The sequence below is a fragment of the Streptomyces sp. HNM0645 genome (assembly GCF_030056615.1).
GTDB classification, from domain to species: Bacteria; Actinomycetota; Actinomycetes; order Streptomycetales; family Streptomycetaceae; genus Streptomyces; species Streptomyces marianii.
Genome location: NZ_JASHLT010000003.1, coordinates 22,705 through 39,946, shown reverse-complemented (window position 1 = coordinate 39,946; position 17,242 = coordinate 22,705). Strand labels below are relative to the sequence as shown.

The window sequence follows — 17,242 nt, the reverse complement described above, 5'->3', positions numbered from 1 at the left end:
AGCCGTCGCCGGCCGGCCCGTCCGGTGCCCGAGAACGAGCCCACGGGAACTCACGTGCCGATCCGGGTGAATGCCTCGGTCAGCAGCGCCTCTTCGGGGTCCTCCAGCAGCACCGGCCGGCCCGGTGCCTCCAGGACGACGAGACGGAGCCGGTGGCCTCGGGGCCCGTTGTCGACGGCGAACGCCGGACGCAGCCGCTCCCATGCCTCACGCGGATAGCCGGTGGGCAGTCCGACGGAGACGAGCAGCTCACGCTGGCGCTCGACGTGCTCGGGGTCCAGCCGGCCGTCGAGCGCGGCGAGTTCGGCGGCGAAACTCATTCCGATGGCGAGGGCGTGGCCGTGCCGGATCCGGTAGCGCTCCGCATGCTCGACGGCATGGGCGAGAGTGTGGCCGTAGTCGAGCAACTCACGGCGGCCGTGGCCGTGCGGCGGCTCGGCGACGAAGCCGGCCTTGACCCGCACGGCACGCTCGACGAGCTCGGCGGTGACCGGACTGCGGGGGTCGGCGGCCGCGCGCGGGTCGGCCTCGACGAGATCGAGGATTCCCGGGTCACCGGTCAGCCCCGCCTTGATGACACCGGCGAGCCCGCCGGCGTAGTCCGCACGTTTCATCCCCCGGAGCAGGTCGAGGTCACAGAGCACGTGGTCCGGGGTGTGAAAGGCCCCCACAAGGTTCTTCCCCCGGGGGATGTTGATGGCCGTCCGGCCGCCGATCGCGGCGTCGACCATGCCGAGCAGGGTGCTGGGGACCAAGGTCAGCGGCACCCCTCGCAGCCAGCTCGCCGCGAGGAACCCGGCGAGATCGGTCGTTGCCCCGCCGCCCACCGCGACGATGGCATCGGACCGGGTGAACCCCTCTTCCGCAAGGCGCGACCACAGGTACACCAGCACGCCCGCGTCCTTGGCGGCCTCACCGGGCGGTACGACGAGCGGCAGCACCGTGCGTCCGCTCTGCTCAAGCTCCTCCGCGATCCGTCTGGCGTGGACGGCCGCGACCGGCGGGTGCACGAGGGCCACCCGCACCGCCGTGCCGTCGAGCAGGTGCCCGGCCTTCCGGGAGACACCGGCCCCGATGACGACGGAACAGGGGGCCGTACCGGGAACGGTCAGACGGGCGGGGGGTGCGGCGGCGGACAGGGGACGGGCCGCGGGGGCTGCGGGGGCCGCGGGGGACATGGATTCGCTGAGTGTGGGAGGCATGAGTTCCGTCATCCGGGAGCGAGGTGGGTGAGGTAGGAGCGGAAGTTGCGGGCGGTTTCCGGGACGCTGTCGCCACCGAACTTCTCCAGGGCCGCGTCCGCGAGCACCAGCGCCGTCATGGCCTGCGCGACCACGGCCGCGGCGGGCACCGCGCAGACGTCGGAACGCTGGTGGTGGGCGGTGGCGCTCTCGCCGGTGGCGACGTCCACCGTGGCGAGGGCGCGCGGGACGGTGGCGATCGGTTTCATCGCGGCCCGGACGCGCAGGAGTTCGCCGGTGGACATGCCGCCCTCGACCCCGCCCGAGTGCGCCGTCCTGCGGCCGATCCGCCCGCCGGTGGAAACGATCTCGTCGTGCGCGCGGGACCCGGGAACGCCCGCGAGGGCGAACCCGTCACCGAGTTCGACGCCCTTGATGGCCTGGATGCCCATCAGCGCTCCGGCGAGACGCGCGTCCAGCCGGCGATCCCCGTGGACGTGGGACCCGAGGCCCGGCGGCAGGCCGTGCCCGACCACCTCCACCACCCCGCCGAGGGTGTCCCCCGCGCGCCGTGCGCGATCCACCTCGGCCACCATCGCGGCAGAGGCCTCGGGGTCGAGACAGCGGACGGGGTCCGCGTCGAGCCGTTCGGTGTCACCGGGACCCGGCAGTACCCCGGTGTCGGAGCGTGCTCCGCCCAACGCCACGACATGGCAGACGAGTTCGATGCCGAAGGCCTGCCGGAGGAACGCCTCGGCGAGAGCGCCCAGCGCCACTCGGGCCGCGGTCTCTCGGGCACTGGCCCTCTCCAGGACCGGCCGGGCGTCGTCGAACCCGTACTTCTGCATTCCGGCGAGATCGGCGTGGCCCGGCCGCGGCCGGGTCAGCGGTGCGTTGCGCGCCTGCCGGCACAGGATCTCCGGGGCGACGGGGTCCGCGGCCATGACGGTCTGCCACTTGGGCCATTCGGCGTTGCCGACCTGGACGGCGATGGGGCCCCCGAGGGTCCGACCGTGGCGTACACCGCCGAGGAAGGCCACCTCGTCCCGCTCGAACGTCATCCGGGCGCCACGGCCGTGACCGAGGCGGCGGCGGGCCAACGCGTCCGCCAGGTGGCCGGTGGAGGTCTCCACCCCGGCCGGCAGCCCTTCGAGCACGGCGGTCAGTGCCGGTCCGTGCGACTCACCCGCGGTGAGCCATCGCAACGTAGCCAAAGCAGTTCCTTCGTTGTGTACCGGGTGCGGGGTCCTAGGGGTGGCCGGCTGCGGGAGGGCCCGGGCCGGAGCGGCCGGCGCGGGGCGCAAGGCCGTCAGGGGCTATTCGTGGAGCAGGTCGGGCTGTTCGGCGGTGATCTCGTCCCAGAGCAGCTGGAAACTGAACCGCCCCAGCTGCTCGTCGCCGAAACCCGCGCCCGCGGCGACGGCCTGCTCATGGGTGAGGGTCTGTGGGGTGCCTGCCGCCCGGGCGAGCAACTGCACCTGGGCGCAGCTTTCGTAGGTGAGGAACCAGTGCACCGCCTCCTCCAGGGAGCCCCCCACGGTGATCAGCCCGTGGTGGCGCAGCAGGATCGCGCGGTTGTCGCCGAGACTCTCGGCGATGTCCCGGCCCTGCTCGACGGAGACGGACGGGCCCTGGTAGTCGCCGTAGAGCGCCTGCCGGCCGTAGAAGGCGGCGGACTCCTGATCGATGGGGTCGAGGAGTCTGCCGAGGGCGCCCAGGGCACGGGCGTGCGGGGTGTGGCCGTGGGCGGCGGCCTCGGCGCCCGGCCGGAGTTCATGGATCTGGGAGTGGATCACGAAGGCACTCGGATTGACCTGGTGGCTGCCGGCGACCACGCGCCCCGTGGCATCGACGCAGATCAGGTCGGCGACCCGCACCCGGCGGAAGGAGACGCCGAACGGGTTGACCCAGAAGCGGTCCGGGTACTCGGGGTCGCGCACCGATATGTGGCCGGAGATGCCTTCGCCGAAGCCGTACCTGCCGAAAAGGCGCAGCGCGGCGGCGAGCCGCTGCTTGCGGTGCCTGCGGGCCTCGTCCGGTCCGGAGGGGTCCGGCTCGCCGGGGATCGGCAGTCCGGTGGCGGTGGCCGCGAGAAAGGGCGGGCGGGGCTGGGGGGCTGTGGGTCTCATGGCGCGTGGCACTCCTTTCGGTGCGGGCGGTGCGGGCGGTCGGGACCGGACTCAGGCGGCGGCTTCGGCGCCGCCTCGGGCATGGCCCACGGTCTCGGCGTGCTCGCGGATCGCGGCCACGATGTCCCGGCTGCGGTCGACCAGGGAGGGGATGCCGAAGGTGAAGAACAGCGCTCCGGCGGCGATGTTGCCGAGGCCGTAGAGGCGCGGGTCGGGGCGACCGTTGCGGGTCAGCCGACTGGTGGCGCGGGCGAGTTGGACACCTCCGTGCGGATGGCGGCTGGCCGCGCGCGTCCGGATCAGGGAGGTCACGAGAGGCTGGGCGTCGCGCGGGATGCGGCCCTCGGAGGCGTTGACGGCGTTGACGACCCGGTCGGTGTGGAACCGTGTGCCGTCGGCCGCGATGACGTCGAAGCCGGCGTCCGCGGCCGGGGTGATGTCCTGCAGTCCGGAGAACATCTCCAACTGGTCTGACCGGACGAGGTCGAGGAGGACCGACGCGCTGCTGGGCGGCATGGGGCAGCACAGGCTCATGATGGTGCGGTAGTGGGCTCGCAGGAGTTGGACCTTCTGCTCCTCGCGCAGCAGCGGCCAGATGTCGGGGCCGGTCTCCGGTACGGCCCGCTGGAGGATGCGCAGGCCCATGTTGGGCGAGTCGACCTCGTCGATCTGGCGGCGCAGCCGGCCCACCGGCTCCTCGAGGTCCACCCGGAGCATGTCGTGGACCACCGTGTCCAGGTCGGCCCCGGCGTCCCGGAACTCGGCACGCAGCACGGCGGCGAGGTTCTCGATGCTCACGCCGTCGCCGCTGAGGGCCAGTTCGGCCACCCGTTCCGGGACGAGGTGGCGCAACGAGAAGGAGGCGGGCCGCTGCCGGACGGCGGGCAGCACACCGCGCCGGGAGAGCAGGCTGATCCGGCCCCGGTGCCCCTGGGCGGCGAGCGCGAGGACAACGTCGACGGCGGTCAGGCCGGAGCCGATGACGGCCACCTCGTCGTGGACATCGATGTCCCGAAGCTTGCCGGCGACCGGGTAAGGGTCGGCGATGAAACCGGGGGTCCCGGTGAGCCCGTACATGTCCTTCGGGCCGTCGCCGCCGACGTTCAGGACGACGTAGTCGAAGGCACGGGCGCGACCCCGGCGGGTGTGCAGCAGCACGTGGCCGGGCATCCGGTCGGCGGCGGTGACGGCTCCGCCGATGATGTCCACCCGCCAGCCGTCGCGGCGCAGACCGCGCAGGGCTTCGTGGGCGGACTGCTCCAGGTACTCGCCGTAGACGGTCCGCGGCGGGAAGCGGGCGCCGGACAGCCGGTCGACGCCCTGGGCGATCCCGGTGATACGGTCCCGGGCCTCCAGCCAGCGCGCGAAGTGGCCGGAGTCTCCCGCGCGTACGGACATGTCGTCCGGGGTCGAGTTGACCCGCAGGATCTCGGTGTCCATCTGGTAGGCCCGGCCGCGCCACAGGTGCGGTGAGGGCTCGAAGACGGTGAGACGGCCGGGCTCGCCCGTACTCCCGGCCAACGCGTCGATCAGGCAGACGGCGGCGGCACCGCCCCCGACGACGCCGATCGAAATTCCACGGGACATGTGTCAGTCACCAATCAGTATGCGGGCGGCGGCTCTGGTACGACCGCGCAGAGCGGCGCCTCGGGGAACACGGGTGTCCAGGTCTCACGGACACGGTCCGACGACCGTGACTCTACGAACGGGCGCGACCGCGCAGTTGCCGTGCCGCGCACCGGCAATTGCCGAATCACGCGCGGCCTGATCCGCGCCGGCACGGGGGCGAGCGGGCACGACCGGCATGGCCGGCGCCCTGGCGGGCCGGCCGTGCCGGGGCCGGTACCGAAGGTGCCTCGGTGCCGTGTGCCCCGTGCGTTCAGGCCGGGATGCGTCGCGCAGCCGGCCGCGGGCAGCCCGCTCCCTTCGCACGTGCCACGTCGCGGTGGGCGGCCTCGGTGATCTCCATGATGCGCTCGGCGTGCGGCAGCAGCAGCAGACCGGCTTCGGTGAGGGCGAGCTGGCGTCGGCTGCGGTCGAACAGGACTGCGCCCATGGCCTCTTCAAGGCTCTTGATCTGGGCGGTGACGCTCGACTGCGCGTAATGGAGGTTCCTCGCAGCGCGGGTGAAGCTCAGTTCCCTCGCCACCTCGCGGAACGCACGCAACTGCTGGATCTGCACGTCACAGCCCCTTCCTGCGGCCACGCACCGCCCCCACTCCAAATAACATACCAGCATGGATGTATTTTTCCACTGGCGCGACACGACTCACGGATGCCGCCCGGTTCAGTCGGACATCGCGGCCGGCGACATCAGGTCGCGCGCGACCTGCGGCAGCACCCGGTCGAGCAGCAGGTCCTCACGCACCGCACCCTCGACGGAGCGCGGTATGTCGTCCTGGGCGACCGCGTGCGAGAACAGCCCGGGCAGGCGGCGCTCACAGGCGGCGAGCACGGCCCGGCGCCCGGCGATCTCCAGTTCGGGCGAGAGCGGGACGTACACCGCGAGTACCGCCTCGCCCACCTCGGGCAGTTCGGTGCAGACGATCGCGGACTCCTGGATGCAGGGCAGTTCGAGCAGATCCAGTTCCAGAGCGAAGAAGCCGTCATCGAGACCACGGGCGCCGACGGTGTCGAACAGGCCGGCGGCGTCGGCCTCGTAGGCGTGGCCGTCGTACGCGTCGGCCTCGTACGCATAGCCGTCGTATGCGAAGTCGTCCACGTCGAATGGTTCGTGACCGTAGGTGTCTCTCATGCGGAAATCTCCTGGTGCTCCGACTGCTCGAGCTGCAGCTTCAGGGTGATGATCGGGACGACCGCCTCGAGCAGCTCCGCCGTCCTGATCCGGCCGGTGGGGCTGTAGGGAATGGTGTCGACGGCGATGACGTGCGCCGGGATCGACGGCACCCTGCGGGCACAGGCCTCGCTCAGCGCGCGGTAGCCGGTGATCTCACGGCCGACGGCCACCGCGGTGAAGGGCACCACGAGCGAATCGCCGAGCGCGGGCAGGTCGACCCGAAGGACTGCGGTGTCCCGCAGGCAGGGCAGGTTGAGCAGATCGGACTCGAGCCGGAACAACGCGGCATCGACGGCGCTGTCACGCATCGGCCGGGGCGCCCCACCGCTGCGCCCCGTCAGCGTCAGCAACCCATGCTCGTCCAGCACTCCGTGGTCCTCCGTCACGAAGAACCGCTGCGCACCCCGGCCGGTGTCGACCATGGCGAAGGGCCGCTCGTCGTCGAGATATCGGTCCATCATCCGATGGCCCGCGACCGCGACCCGGCCGGGCGTTCCCGCCGCCACCGGCCGGCCCTCCCGGTCGAGGACGACGAGGGTGCTGCCGAGTGCCGCCCGGCCCGATCGCATCCGGGCCACCAGGGACTCGTCCGGCCCCATGATCGCCGCAAGGCCGGTCTCGGGCGGCGCGTACGCGAGGTGCAGCACCGGACCGAGCCGCTCCCATGCCGTGTTGACCACCCAGCGACCCAGGTTCCGGCCGGAGGTGACGACGCAACGGAGCGGGCCGAATCGGGCGTGCCCGGCGGAGGCCGGGTGCGCGAGCAGCCGGGTGAGGACCGCCGGTGCGATCACTGCGGTGGTGACCCCTTCGCCCTCGAGCAGCGTGCAGAGCCGCTCGGGGATCCCGGCCCGGTCGAGAACGACCGTGGCGCCCACGGCCAGGAGCGTACGGGTCATGCTCTGCGCCAGCGGTTGCCACAGCGGAGCGGACGTCAGCTGGACGTCGCTCGCGTCGAAGCCGAACTCCTCGACGTGGTCGATGAGTTCCCGTTCCTCGGCACCGGCCGGCCGGACCGCGACCCTTGGCGCCGCGCCGCGGGGGACCACGGTGAACGACTCCTGGTCCGGCGGCGCGGGCAGCTCCCGCAGCGGCTGGGCCGCGAGGAGGTCGGCGAACGAGCTCTCGCCCGGTTGGGCCGCGTCGCCGCCGTCCAGCAGGACGCACAGCGCCTGTTCGCCGGCGGGCCATGAGCACGATCCGAGCAGAGTCCGGTGCTCCTCGGCGACGAGAACCACGACGGGATCGATCTCCCGCAGCGCGTGCGTCAGGGCGTCGGGGTGCTGGGCCGGGTCGAGCCCCGTGCAGGACACCCCGAGGGTACGGCAGGCCGCCATCGCGACCGCGAGCTCCCATCCGGTGTCCGCGAGGAACGCGGCGCGGACCGGGCGGCCCGGGGGCAGCAGAGCCGCCAGTCCCGCGGTGAACCGGTCCACGACGTCGGCGAACTGAGCCCAGGACAGCCGGTTCTCGCCGTCCACGACGGCGGACCTGTCCGGGCGGTCGGCAGCGCGCCGACGGATGTCGTCAAGTTTGATCATCTGGCTTCTCCACTCCTGGACACGGAAGCTGCGGGCCCCGCGGAGCCAGGAGAAGAAAAACAAACCGGCATGCGGGTATGCAACTGCCATCGGAAAGAGCGATTCGAGACAGCGGCGAGTTCGCCACCGTGTGTCAGGTAGGGGTTCCGGGGCCCGTCGGAGCACCACAGAATCGACCACCTGACCGGCCGGGGCCGGCCGACCCCATGGGGCGGGAACCCGGCACACGCCACCGAGTCGCCGGTCTGGTCACCGCGCCCGGTGGAGCGGTCGCCGCCCCGCGCGCCTTCCGGTGCTCGGCGCCGGGGCGGCGACTCGCGCCTCACCTGCACCCCCTGCACCCCCCGGGGGGCGACAGCCCACGCGATTCACACGGAACCGCTCTCGGCCATTGAAAAACAAACCCGCATGCACGTATCTTACGGGGCACGGGGGTGGGACCAGCCAACCCGTCATGCACCTTCACAGCAGCAGAGAAGGAAGAGCAATGACTCCGAGCACCGCAGCCGCAAGGCCGAGAGGTTCCCATGGGGGGAGACACCAGGCGCTTCTTCCGGCCATCGCACCCGAGCCCGTCACTCACCGCACGGTCGAGGCCGTGGCCAGGAAGCTCGTCCACCGGACCTATCTGCGCGATGTTCTACCGACCGGCATCACCCGGCACACGGACGAGCACTTCACCGTCTCCGTGCGCTGGCCGGCCACGCACCCGCTGCACCTGCGGGACGGGCGCTACACCCCTTCGCTCGTCATCGAAACGGTCCGCCAGGCCGGCCTGCTGACGTCGCACGCGGAGCTCGGCGTGCCGCTGGGCCATCAGTTCGTGGTCTGGGAGATCAGCCAGCGCTTCGATCCGCGGTTCCTGGAGAAGGCGCACGCACCCACGGATCTCGAACTCGATGTATACGTAAGTGGGATGCGCACGCGAGGAAGGATCCCCGCGGAGGTCTCCCTGCAGATGGCGATCCGAATCGGCGGCCGGGTCGTCGGCAAGGGATCCACCCGCTACGGCATCGTCTCACCCGGCGCGTACCGACGGCTTCGCGGCGAACGGCACGACATCGAGTGGCCGCCCACGGACATCACGCTGCCCGAACCGGTGGAACCCGCCGCCGTCCGCCGCACCAGGGAGTGCGACGTCGCACTCTCACCGGGCAGGCGACCCGGACGGTGGCAGCTACGGGCCGACACCGCCAACGAACTCCTCTTCGACCACAGCAACAACCACGTGCCCGCGATGGTGCTGCTCGAAGCAGCCCTGCAGGCCGGGTATCCCCTCTTCGGCGGACGGCCGTTCACGGCGTCGTCGTGCGAAGTGACCTGCACCCGGTACGTGGAGTTCGACTCCCCCTGCTGGATACAGGCGGACCTCGCCGCGGGCCCGGACGGCTCACCGTCCCTCCGCGTCACCGGCGAGCAGGCTCAGCAGCCCGCCTTCGCCGTACAGTTCCACCAGGCAACCCCGCTCTGACGGGCTGCGCCAGACCGGAGTCCCCCTCGAGACCGATGCGGCACCGTCCCGCCGCATCCGAACTCCTCCGGACCCGGACCGCTGCCGACGTGCGGTCCGACGCATCACAGCGCTTCCACTCGCTCGATCGCACCTCCCGACCACACCGCTCCCGAGGTCCAGCGCATCGGCTCACCACCGGCACGAGCCCGGTCGACCGCCCGCAACGGGCCCCACCCCGTTCGGCGCCCCCCCGCTCGACCACCCTGCACCACCGCGGCATCGAGCGACCCGACCCGCCGGCGCAATGCGCGAGCCGCCACCACCGTCCCCGACGGAACGGGCTGCTCGCTCTCACCACCGCACACCTGACGATGCATCCCGGGACGGGATGCATCGTCAGGGACGTCCGGCGGGAGCGGAGCCGTTTCAGCGGACCGTCCAGCCGCCGTCCACCGGCACCGTGGCGCCCACCACGAACGACGAACGGTCGCTGCCGAGCCAGGCCGCGGCTTCGGCGATCTCCTCGGCCTGCGCGATCCTGGGCAGCAGCGCCGCCCGCAGCAGCCGGCCCTCGGCCTCGGGGTCGCTTGCGATCCAGCCGTCGATCATCTCGCTGTGCGTTGTTCCCGGAGTGATTGCGTTGACCCGGATGCCCTGAGCGGCGTATTCGGCCGCGGCGGCTTTCGTCAAACCGAGTACGGCATGTTTGGAGGCGATATAGGGCGCTGCGACAGGGGTGGCGACAAGGCCCGCCGTACTGCTGGTGTTCACGATGGATCCACCATGCTCAAGCATTGCGGAGATCTCATGGCGCATACAGTTCCAGACACCTCTCACATTGGTGTCCATAATCATGTCGTAGATGTCTTCCGACATGCGGTGCATCGGAATTTGCGCGGCACCGGCACCGGCATTATTGAAAGCGACATCAAGTCTTCCGAAGCGTCGCACCACGTGCTGCACGGCCGCGGCCACTTCGGCGTCGCACGCAACGTCGGCGACCGCGTAGTCGGCTTCATGCCCCTGCTCACGGAGTTCAGCGACGAGCGCGGCGAGCTTGCCCTCGCGCCGGGCCACCAGCGTGACGGTCGCCCCCTCCTCGCAGAAGACCTTGGCAGCCGCAGCACCGATTCCGCTGCTGGCACCGGTGATAAGCGCGTTCTTGCCTGCCAGAATTCCATCTCTTGCCATGTCGGAACGCTACCAGAATTTCCACCTCCGGCATGTCGCGCCGGAATGCACGAGAAGATTCCCGGACCGTGGCCGGTATAGCGCAGGAAAGGCAGGCAGGAATGACTCGCAGGCGCATACTCATAACCGGCGCGACGGGATTCGTCGGCTCCCGCGTTGCCGCCCTCCTCTCGACCGGCGACGCGACGGGCTCCTCGCCGGCGATCCGACTGCTCGCCCATCGAAGACGGCCCTGGCTCGGCCCCGGCGTCCGGACCGAGGTCCGGGCCGGGAGTCTGGACCGGCCCGACTCCCTGCGCGGCATCTGCGACGGGGTGGACACGGTGCTGCATCTGGCCTCGAAGATCGGCGGCACGCTTCGGACCTGTGCGGAGGTCAACGACGGGGGCACGGCGGCGCTGCTCGCGGAGGCCGAGCGGGCCGGGGTCCGGCGGGTGATTCAGCTGGGGACCACCGCCGTGTACCGGGACGGTCGCCATCTCCGCGCACGGGAAGGCGAGTTGAGGGTCGGGCCGACGACGGCGACCAGTGTGACGCGGCTGGCGGGCGAGGAGCGCGTGCTGGCCTCCGGTGGGCTCGTGCTGCGGCCCCACCTCGTCTACGGGAGCGGTGACACCTGGGTGGTGCCCGCGCTCGCCGAGTTCATCAGGGTGGTGCCGCACTGGGTGGCGGGCGGGCTGGCGCGCGTCTCGGTGATCGGGGTGGCCGACCTGGCCCGGGTGATCGCGGCGCTCGCAGTGCGGGATTCCCTCCCGGTCGGCGAGGTACTGCATGCGAGCCGACCCGAGCCGGTGCGGGTGCGCGCTCTGATTGAGGCGACCGCGGCCGCTCTTGACCTGCCGCTTCCGCAGGGTGAGCTGACACGTGCGCAGGCGGCCGAGCGGCTCGGCGCGGCACGCGATGCGACGTGGCGGCGAAGGCTGTCCCTGCTCACGGTCGATCACTGGTACGACAGCTCCCACCTGTGGAATCTCCTCGGCACCGGCCCTGCCCTGGAGTTCGCCGCGGACTTCGCCGAGAGCGTGCCCTGGTACCGGGCGTCGGCCGGCCTGTCGCCGCGTCGGGCTGCCGGCCCGGGTGGCGTGCTCGCCGGGCAGTGAACCCCCCACCGTCGCCGGTGCGCCGGTGTCCTCGGCCCGGTGGCCTGCGCTGCGGCTCACCCGACGATACCGACGCTGTACGGGTTGTGCGGGGTGCCGCCGAGCAGTTGGGCACCCACGGACTGGACGACCTGGTCCTGCGCGATGACGTGCTGGCACATGGTGTTGAGGTCGCGCAGCCAGCGGTCCAGGGGTGAGGGCCGGTAGACGGCGGCCGTGGCCATCAGGTCGAAGAGCCGGGCCACGACGGACCGGGCGGTCCGGAATGCGCCCACCCGGGCGAGCACCGTCGCGGCCCGCTGGTCCGGGGTCGGGGTGCCGCCGTACCGCAGGATCCTTCCCTGGTCGCGCAAGCTCCCGTACACGGCGTACCGCGCGGCAGAGAGATCCATCTCGGCCTCGGCGACGGTCATGTGGACGCGGTAGTTCTCCGACCACGGTGTCCCCGTCGGCCGGTCCCAGCGGGTGGGCACCAGTTCGCGCACATGGTCCAGGGCGGCCCGCGCCACCCCGAGCGGCACACCGGGCATGTTGCGCAGCACCGCGTCGGGGCCCGGGGCCACACCGCCGGGCCGCTGTTCGGCGAAGCTGAACGTGTGCTCCTCGGGGACGAAGAGGTTCTCGGCCCGGTAGTCATGGCTGCCGCTGCCGGCCAGTCCGGTGCTGTGCCAGGTGTCCATGATCTCGAAGGCCGTCACGGGTGCCACGACGATCCGCCAGTGCTCGGAGGTGCCGCGCGGGCCCGGCTCGGGCTCGCCGTCACGGGTCACCAGGACACCGCCCACGACCCAGGTGCTGTGGGTGATGCCGCTGCCGAAGCGCCAGTGGCCGCTGACCCGGAAGCCACCGGGTACCCGCTCGGCCCGTCCCATCGGCATGATGGCGCCCGCGGTGACGGCATCGGGGTCGGTGAACAGGCCGCGGGCGACGTCCTCGTCGAGGTATCCGGCGTAGATGGGGGTGTCCATACCGATCATGGCGCACCAGGCGGCCGAGGCGTCCCCGTGCGCCAGTGCCTCTATCACCTCGGTCTGCTGGACCGCGTCGAGTTCGGGCCCTCCCCGGGACCTGGGCAGGGCCATCCGGAACACGCCGGTCGTCCGCAGCATCTCCACGACGTCAGCGGGCAGCCGGCGTTGCCGCTCGATCTCCTCGGCGCGCTCGCGGAGCCTCGGTGCGGCCTGCTTCGCCCGCACCAGGATCTGCTCGGCGGTGAGGGGGTCCACCCCCCGTCCGGTCCCGGCGTTCTGGACATCGGGGACGTCCGGGATGTGAGGCAGACTCATTTCGGGACTCTCCCAGCGTGAGCACGGGCACGGGCGGTGATGTGCAACGGGTCAGGCGTAGCGGCCGGGCGCGATGGCGCAGTGCGGGTCGACCAGCTCTTTCAGACGCCGGGCGAAGGCCCGCGCCCCGGGGTCGGGGGCCAGCCGGTCGGCCCAGTCGGCGTGTTCGATCCCGAGCCGGTAGGGGGTGAAGCCGTCCGCGGCGAACAGCTCGTGGAGCCGGTCGTGCGCCCGATGGGCGCGCTCGACCGCCGCACCGTCGTCGCGGTCGAACCTGATCGTGATGACGCAGTCGACGACATCGGCGTCGAGGGCGTTGGCGGTGGATCCGCAGCGGATCCCGGTCTCGGCCCGCACCCGGGCGAGCAGTTCGTCTGCCCGGGCGAGGGCGGGGCCGGTGAAGGGCACCAGGGGCAGGAAGAAGAGGAATCCGCCGTCCTGGTCGAGGCGGGCCGCCGAGGCTCCCGTCTTGGCCTCGAACAGGACGTCAGCGGCGTCGGGTTCGCCGGCGTAGGCCCGCTCGACGCGCCGGGCGACCTCGTGGCGCGGACTGTCGGGATCGGTGGCGTCGGTCGAGGAAACGTCCTGGAAGAGGCCGGAGCCGGCGGCCTCCTCCGTGACGATGCGGGTCAGCGCGTCGACCGCCCGCCGGGTTCCGTCGACGCACACGTGCGCCAGATGGAGCCCGGGGGGACTGCCGTACGCCCGCGCCGCCGTCTCGTTGTACATCTTCACCACACCCCTGGCCAGCCCCTGGCTCACCCAGCTGCGGATCTCGGCCGCGACCTGCCCGAGCACCTCGGGCCGGAAGTCGAGCCGGACGACCCGCAGGGCTTCGGGGCGGGGCATCAGACGTACGGCCGCAGCGGTCACCACTCCGAGGTTCGACTGGACGAACAGCGGCAGCAGCGAGGGGCCGAGCCCATGGGCGTACACGGGGGCGGTCCTGTGCGGGACGGGCCACCAGCCCACCCGTATCAACTCGCCGCTGGGCAAGGCGACTTCCAGTCCTGCCAGATCGTCGACCCGCTGACGCCGCAGGCCGACGCCGCGGTCGAGGGCGTTGCCTACGACGCTGGTGTGGGCGGACGAGGCCGTGAGGTTGAGCATCCGCCCGGTACCCGCGAGCCGTTCGGCGAGAGAGGCCTGGGTCACTCCGGGCTCGAGCACGGCCCAGCCCCCGGCTGTGTCGAGGGCGCGGATCCGGTCGAGTCCCGCGAGGTCCAGTGCCACGGCTCCGTCCCGCGCCGGCTCGCGCGAGCCCAGGCCCCAGTTGCCGCCGGTACTGAAGGCGTGCAGCGGCGCCAGGTCGTCGTCGGCGAACAGTTCGACGAGGCGGCGGACCTCTTCGGCCGTACGCGGGCGGACGACACCGGCGACCGCGCGGGAGCGGTATCGGCTCACGTTCGGCCCGAAGCCAGCAGGCAGCGGGGTGACCCGGTCGGCCCCCACCACCTCCGCCGCGATCTGCAGGTCCGGCCCGAGGCGGCGCGCGGACGGCGCTGCGCGCTCGGTCTCGTCGGTGCGCAGGACGGTCATGGGAGCACCTCGGGGCACCTTCGTCGGTGGTTGAAGCCTTTCGGGGCCGGCAGCTCTCCGCGTGAACGGTGCATCCGCCGCGGCGGGCCCACCCGGACGGTGCGCTCTCGCTCCGCCGAGGTCCCGCGCCGTCGCCGACTCTAGACGGCGGCGAGGCCCCGGTCTCGCGCGGTCGCGCACGCCCTCTGCGCACTTCGCGCACGGGCCGCCGGCGTGGGAGCCGGAGCCGCGTCGGGCGGGGTTCGCCCGGCCGAACCCCGGCTGACGCGGGCACTAGGCCCCGCGCTCCGCCATCAGACGCCGGCCGAGGTCCGGGGAGATGTCCAGTTCCGCGAGAGTCTCCGGCGTGGCGATCAAGGGCATCAGGATCGAGTACAGGTTCGCGATGCGTTCCTCCAGGTCCTCCCACCCCGTCATCACTCCGGACATGATCTGGACGCCGGAGAAGACACCGACGAGGAGTTCGCCGTACATCCTCACGTCGACGTCCGGCAGCAGCTCGCCGCGCTCCTTCGCCTCGCTGAGCACCTCGGTCTGGAAGTCGACCCAGGCCTGGTACGGCGGCCGGCGGTCCAGGTCGCTGCCCTGGTCGATGGAGAGCCGGATGCTGCCCTGCAGCAGACTGTCGAAGTGGAGCCGGTGGGCGACCAGCAGAGCCGAGTCCACCGCCTCCTGCAGCTTCACCTCACGTGCGTACCCCGGCAGATGACCGGTCTGACTCACCATCTGCGTGTCCAGGACTTCCTGGGCCAGCTGCTCCTTCGAACTGAAGTGGAAGTAGAAGGCCCCCTTCGTCATCCCTGCTCGCTGGTAGACGTCGGAGATCCTCGTCGATCCGTATCCCCGTTCCGCGAAGACCGCGCCCGCGGCCTCGAGAATCGCCTGCCTCGTCCTGACCGCACGCTCCTGCTGCGCCATACGGACTCCCCTCTTGCCTGCCGCCGCCTGGTTCCGGCGGACCGTGCTGTTTCCAGGAGGCCAAAAACAAACCCGCAGGCACGTATCTTACTGCGTGCTACCACCTCGGGGCCAGTCGAGCGATGGTGGACATTCCTCGAGCCGTGCAACCGCTGGCCTACGGCCGTTTCGCCTGGCGACTCCGCCCCGCACAAGTCGGTAGCGCTCACGACACAACCACACACCGTCACAATTCCTTCGCGAACAGCACACTCCCCCGACCGTTCCCATCGGCGTCCCCGCGGTCGCATGGGGATTCCGGTTCGCCCGACCAGACTGACTGCAGGCGGCGGCCCGAGGCGCCCGCACTTGACGGTGGAGTGCCCGGCCGCATGTGCTCCGAGTCCGGTGCCCGCAGCACCGCCTCCACGACGTCCCCGGGACTCCGTCCGCGAAGGAGTGGAGACGCCGCCCCGCCCCCACGACAGGGATCGATTCTCGTCAGGCGTGCAGGAGCCCCGCGGCTGTCGGCGTCTGCGAAGGGGCCGTCCCGTAGACCCGTCCGTACGCCGCGGAGAAGGCGCCCGGGTCGCCCCAGCCCCAGCGTGCGGCGATCGTCTCGACCGATTCGCCCTCCCCCGGCTCCGCCGTCCGGAGTTCGCGGTGCGCACGTTCCAGGCGCACCCGGCGCAGGTAGCCCATGGGGGTCGTGTCGTGGAAGTGGCGGAAGCCGTCGTGGAGGGTCCTGGCGGAGACTCCCGCCGCGGTGGCCAGGTCCGTGAGCGTGATCGGACGGTCTGCGTGGTCGTGGATGTACTGTGCCGCCCGGTCCACCGTCGCCTCGCCGACGTTGCCGGTCCCGGAGGCCAGTGGGTCGTGCTCGGTGTAGCTGTTCGGGAACATCGACAGGGCCACCGCCGCGACCGTGCGGGCCGCCGCGTCGCGCGACAGGGGAGTACCGGCGGCGCTGTCCTCGCCGAGCAGATCCCATGCCCGGCGCGTCGCGGCCTGCCAGACCGCGGCCTGCTCGGCGGGCGCGGGCTCCTGGGACCGCGGCATCCGCATCGGCTCGCGCGGCTCCTCCTCGCCCAGGCCCGCGACGTCGCGCAGCAGTTCCGGCTCCATCCGCGCGGTGCGTGCCTCGACGTGGTCGGCGTGCGTGCGGTGGGGAATGTCGGGCCGGCCGGCGGGCATCACGTCCCCCGGCAGCCATCCGGTGTCGGTTCCGGCGCAGTCGACATCCTGGCGCCCGGAGAGGAGTTGCGTCACCAGCAGGTACCGCGCGGGTTCCAGGAAGTAGTGTGCCCCCGCCGGAACGCGCACCGCGTCCAGCGCCAGTTCGGGCATCGCACGCCGCTCGTGCCGGAACGGCGCGCGGAAGGACGGCGTCGGCGCTCCCATTCGGATGTCCGCACCGTAGGCGGAGGCCAGATACGCCCTGCCCCGTTCCGCATCGGTCGTGGAGAAGACACTGCGGACCACGTCGTCACGGCTGTTGGCACTCATCGCGTTTCGCCTCACTTCACCGGGCTGCCCCGTCCCACCTCGACCGCGGCAGACGGGGAGGCGAGCCCGTGGCCCTCGCTTCCGACGGTACGCCGACGCCCCGTGCCGGGCGATCCGGGGGCTCGTGGGCTTCCGGCCGGTGACGACCGGGCCGGTGGCCATTCGCCGGATGCGGTCAGGCGGGGAGCACCGAGTCGTCCTCCGGGCGCGCGCCCGGGAGATGGAAGCGCGCGGCGATCAGCGCCGCGTCGACGTCGCTCGTTCCCGTGGACACGCACAGGGTGTACGCCACGTCCTCCATGCGCCGGCGCACGGGCTCGCTGCCGTTCTCGGCGTGCAGGAGCCGGAGCGTCTCGTACTGTTCCACGAGGTTGTCCAGGACCGCAGGGTGTGCCATCAACATCGAAAGTCGCCTCGCTTCGTCCGGAGGACCACCACCCGGGGTGCCGCGGTTGGTACCTGCCGCGACCTGCGCCCGGAAAGGCGTGCCGAAAACCGGCTCGACCAGTGCCCTCCGCGGTCACCGGCCGCACGCGGCAAGCAGTTCCCTTTACCGTACAGCCGCTGCCCGCCGGCTGTACGGTCGTCCCCGTCCGTGTCATCCGGGGCACGGACGGGGACG

General features: G+C 71.8%; 15 protein-coding genes. 2 read left to right on the top strand and 13 right to left on the bottom strand.

What is annotated here, in order from left to right; genetic code table 11:
* Positions 1-50: 50 nt before the first annotated feature.
* The 7 genes from QMZ92_RS02530 to QMZ92_RS02500 form a co-directional block, all read right to left on the bottom strand.
* Positions 51-1,178, bottom strand: coding sequence for a 3-dehydroquinate synthase family protein (locus QMZ92_RS02530; protein WP_283295570.1), 1,128 nt, complete (start codon positions 1,176-1,178; stop codon positions 51-53).
* A 32-nt stretch (positions 1,179-1,210) separates the two neighbouring features.
* On the bottom strand, positions 1,211-2,395 hold the full coding sequence (gene aroC, locus QMZ92_RS02525) for a chorismate synthase (RefSeq protein ID WP_283295569.1): 1,185 nt from the start codon (positions 2,393-2,395) through the stop codon (positions 1,211-1,213).
* A gap of 102 nt (positions 2,396-2,497) precedes the next feature.
* Positions 2,498-3,310: a class II aldolase/adducin family protein gene (locus QMZ92_RS02520; protein WP_283295568.1), complete on the bottom strand. Its 813-nt coding sequence runs from the start codon at positions 3,308-3,310 to the stop codon at positions 2,498-2,500.
* A gap of 51 nt (positions 3,311-3,361) precedes the next feature.
* On the bottom strand, positions 3,362-4,897 hold the full coding sequence (locus QMZ92_RS02515; RefSeq protein WP_283295567.1) for an FAD/NAD(P)-binding protein: 1,536 nt from the start codon (positions 4,895-4,897) through the stop codon (positions 3,362-3,364).
* 292 nt (positions 4,898-5,189) lie between these two features.
* Complete coding sequence (locus tag QMZ92_RS02510; protein WP_283295566.1) at positions 5,190-5,516, bottom strand: LysR family transcriptional regulator; 327 nt, start codon at positions 5,514-5,516, stop codon at positions 5,190-5,192.
* Positions 5,517-5,597: 81 nt separating this feature from the next.
* Positions 5,598-6,065, bottom strand: coding sequence for a hypothetical protein (locus QMZ92_RS02505; RefSeq protein WP_283295565.1), 468 nt, complete (start codon positions 6,063-6,065; stop codon positions 5,598-5,600).
* Entirely contained in the window at positions 6,062-7,648 is a 1,587-nt protein-coding gene (locus tag QMZ92_RS02500; protein WP_283295564.1) for a class I adenylate-forming enzyme family protein, read from the bottom strand. The genes QMZ92_RS02505 and QMZ92_RS02500 overlap by 4 nt, the downstream gene beginning before the upstream one ends.
* Before the next feature lie 454 nt (positions 7,649-8,102).
* Here QMZ92_RS02500 and QMZ92_RS02495 point away from each other — a divergent pair, with 454 nt between their 5' ends.
* Positions 8,103-9,119, top strand: coding sequence for a ScbA/BarX family gamma-butyrolactone biosynthesis protein (locus QMZ92_RS02495; protein WP_502961977.1), 1,017 nt, complete (start codon positions 8,103-8,105; stop codon positions 9,117-9,119).
* A gap of 408 nt (positions 9,120-9,527) precedes the next feature.
* Here QMZ92_RS02495 and QMZ92_RS02490 read toward each other — a convergent pair whose 3' ends face one another.
* The gene (locus tag QMZ92_RS02490; protein ID WP_283295562.1) at positions 9,528-10,292 is read right to left on the bottom strand and encodes an SDR family NAD(P)-dependent oxidoreductase; all 765 of its coding nucleotides are present in this window, start codon (positions 10,290-10,292) and stop codon (positions 9,528-9,530) included.
* A gap of 101 nt (positions 10,293-10,393) precedes the next feature.
* Here QMZ92_RS02490 and QMZ92_RS02485 point away from each other — a divergent pair, with 101 nt between their 5' ends.
* Complete coding sequence (locus QMZ92_RS02485) at positions 10,394-11,392, top strand: NAD-dependent epimerase/dehydratase family protein (protein WP_283295561.1); 999 nt, start codon at positions 10,394-10,396, stop codon at positions 11,390-11,392.
* Between the two features lie 56 nt (positions 11,393-11,448).
* Here the strand turns inward: QMZ92_RS02485 and QMZ92_RS02480 are convergent, their stop codons facing one another.
* From QMZ92_RS02480 to QMZ92_RS02460, 5 genes are all read right to left on the bottom strand, one after another.
* Positions 11,449-12,678 carry an acyl-CoA dehydrogenase family protein gene (locus tag QMZ92_RS02480; protein ID WP_283295560.1) on the bottom strand — a complete coding sequence of 410 codons (1,230 nt, stop codon included), beginning with the start codon at positions 12,676-12,678 and terminating at the stop codon, positions 11,449-11,451.
* 51 nt (positions 12,679-12,729) lie between these two features.
* A complete protein-coding gene (locus QMZ92_RS02475) occupies positions 12,730-14,217 on the bottom strand; it encodes an FAD-binding oxidoreductase (RefSeq protein ID WP_283295559.1) in 1,488 nt (495 codons plus the stop codon).
* Positions 14,218-14,490: 273 nt separating this feature from the next.
* Positions 14,491-15,135, bottom strand: a complete 645-nt coding sequence (locus tag QMZ92_RS02470; protein WP_283295558.1) for a ScbR family autoregulator-binding transcription factor — start codon at positions 15,133-15,135, stop codon at positions 14,491-14,493.
* A gap of 480 nt (positions 15,136-15,615) precedes the next feature.
* Positions 15,616-16,620: an AraC family transcriptional regulator gene (locus QMZ92_RS02465; RefSeq protein ID WP_283295557.1), complete on the bottom strand. Its 1,005-nt coding sequence runs from the start codon at positions 16,618-16,620 to the stop codon at positions 15,616-15,618.
* Positions 16,621-16,795: 175 nt separating this feature from the next.
* Entirely contained in the window at positions 16,796-17,023 is a 228-nt protein-coding gene (locus QMZ92_RS02460; RefSeq protein ID WP_283295556.1) for a DUF5133 domain-containing protein, read from the bottom strand.
* Positions 17,024-17,242: the final 219 nt, after the last annotated feature.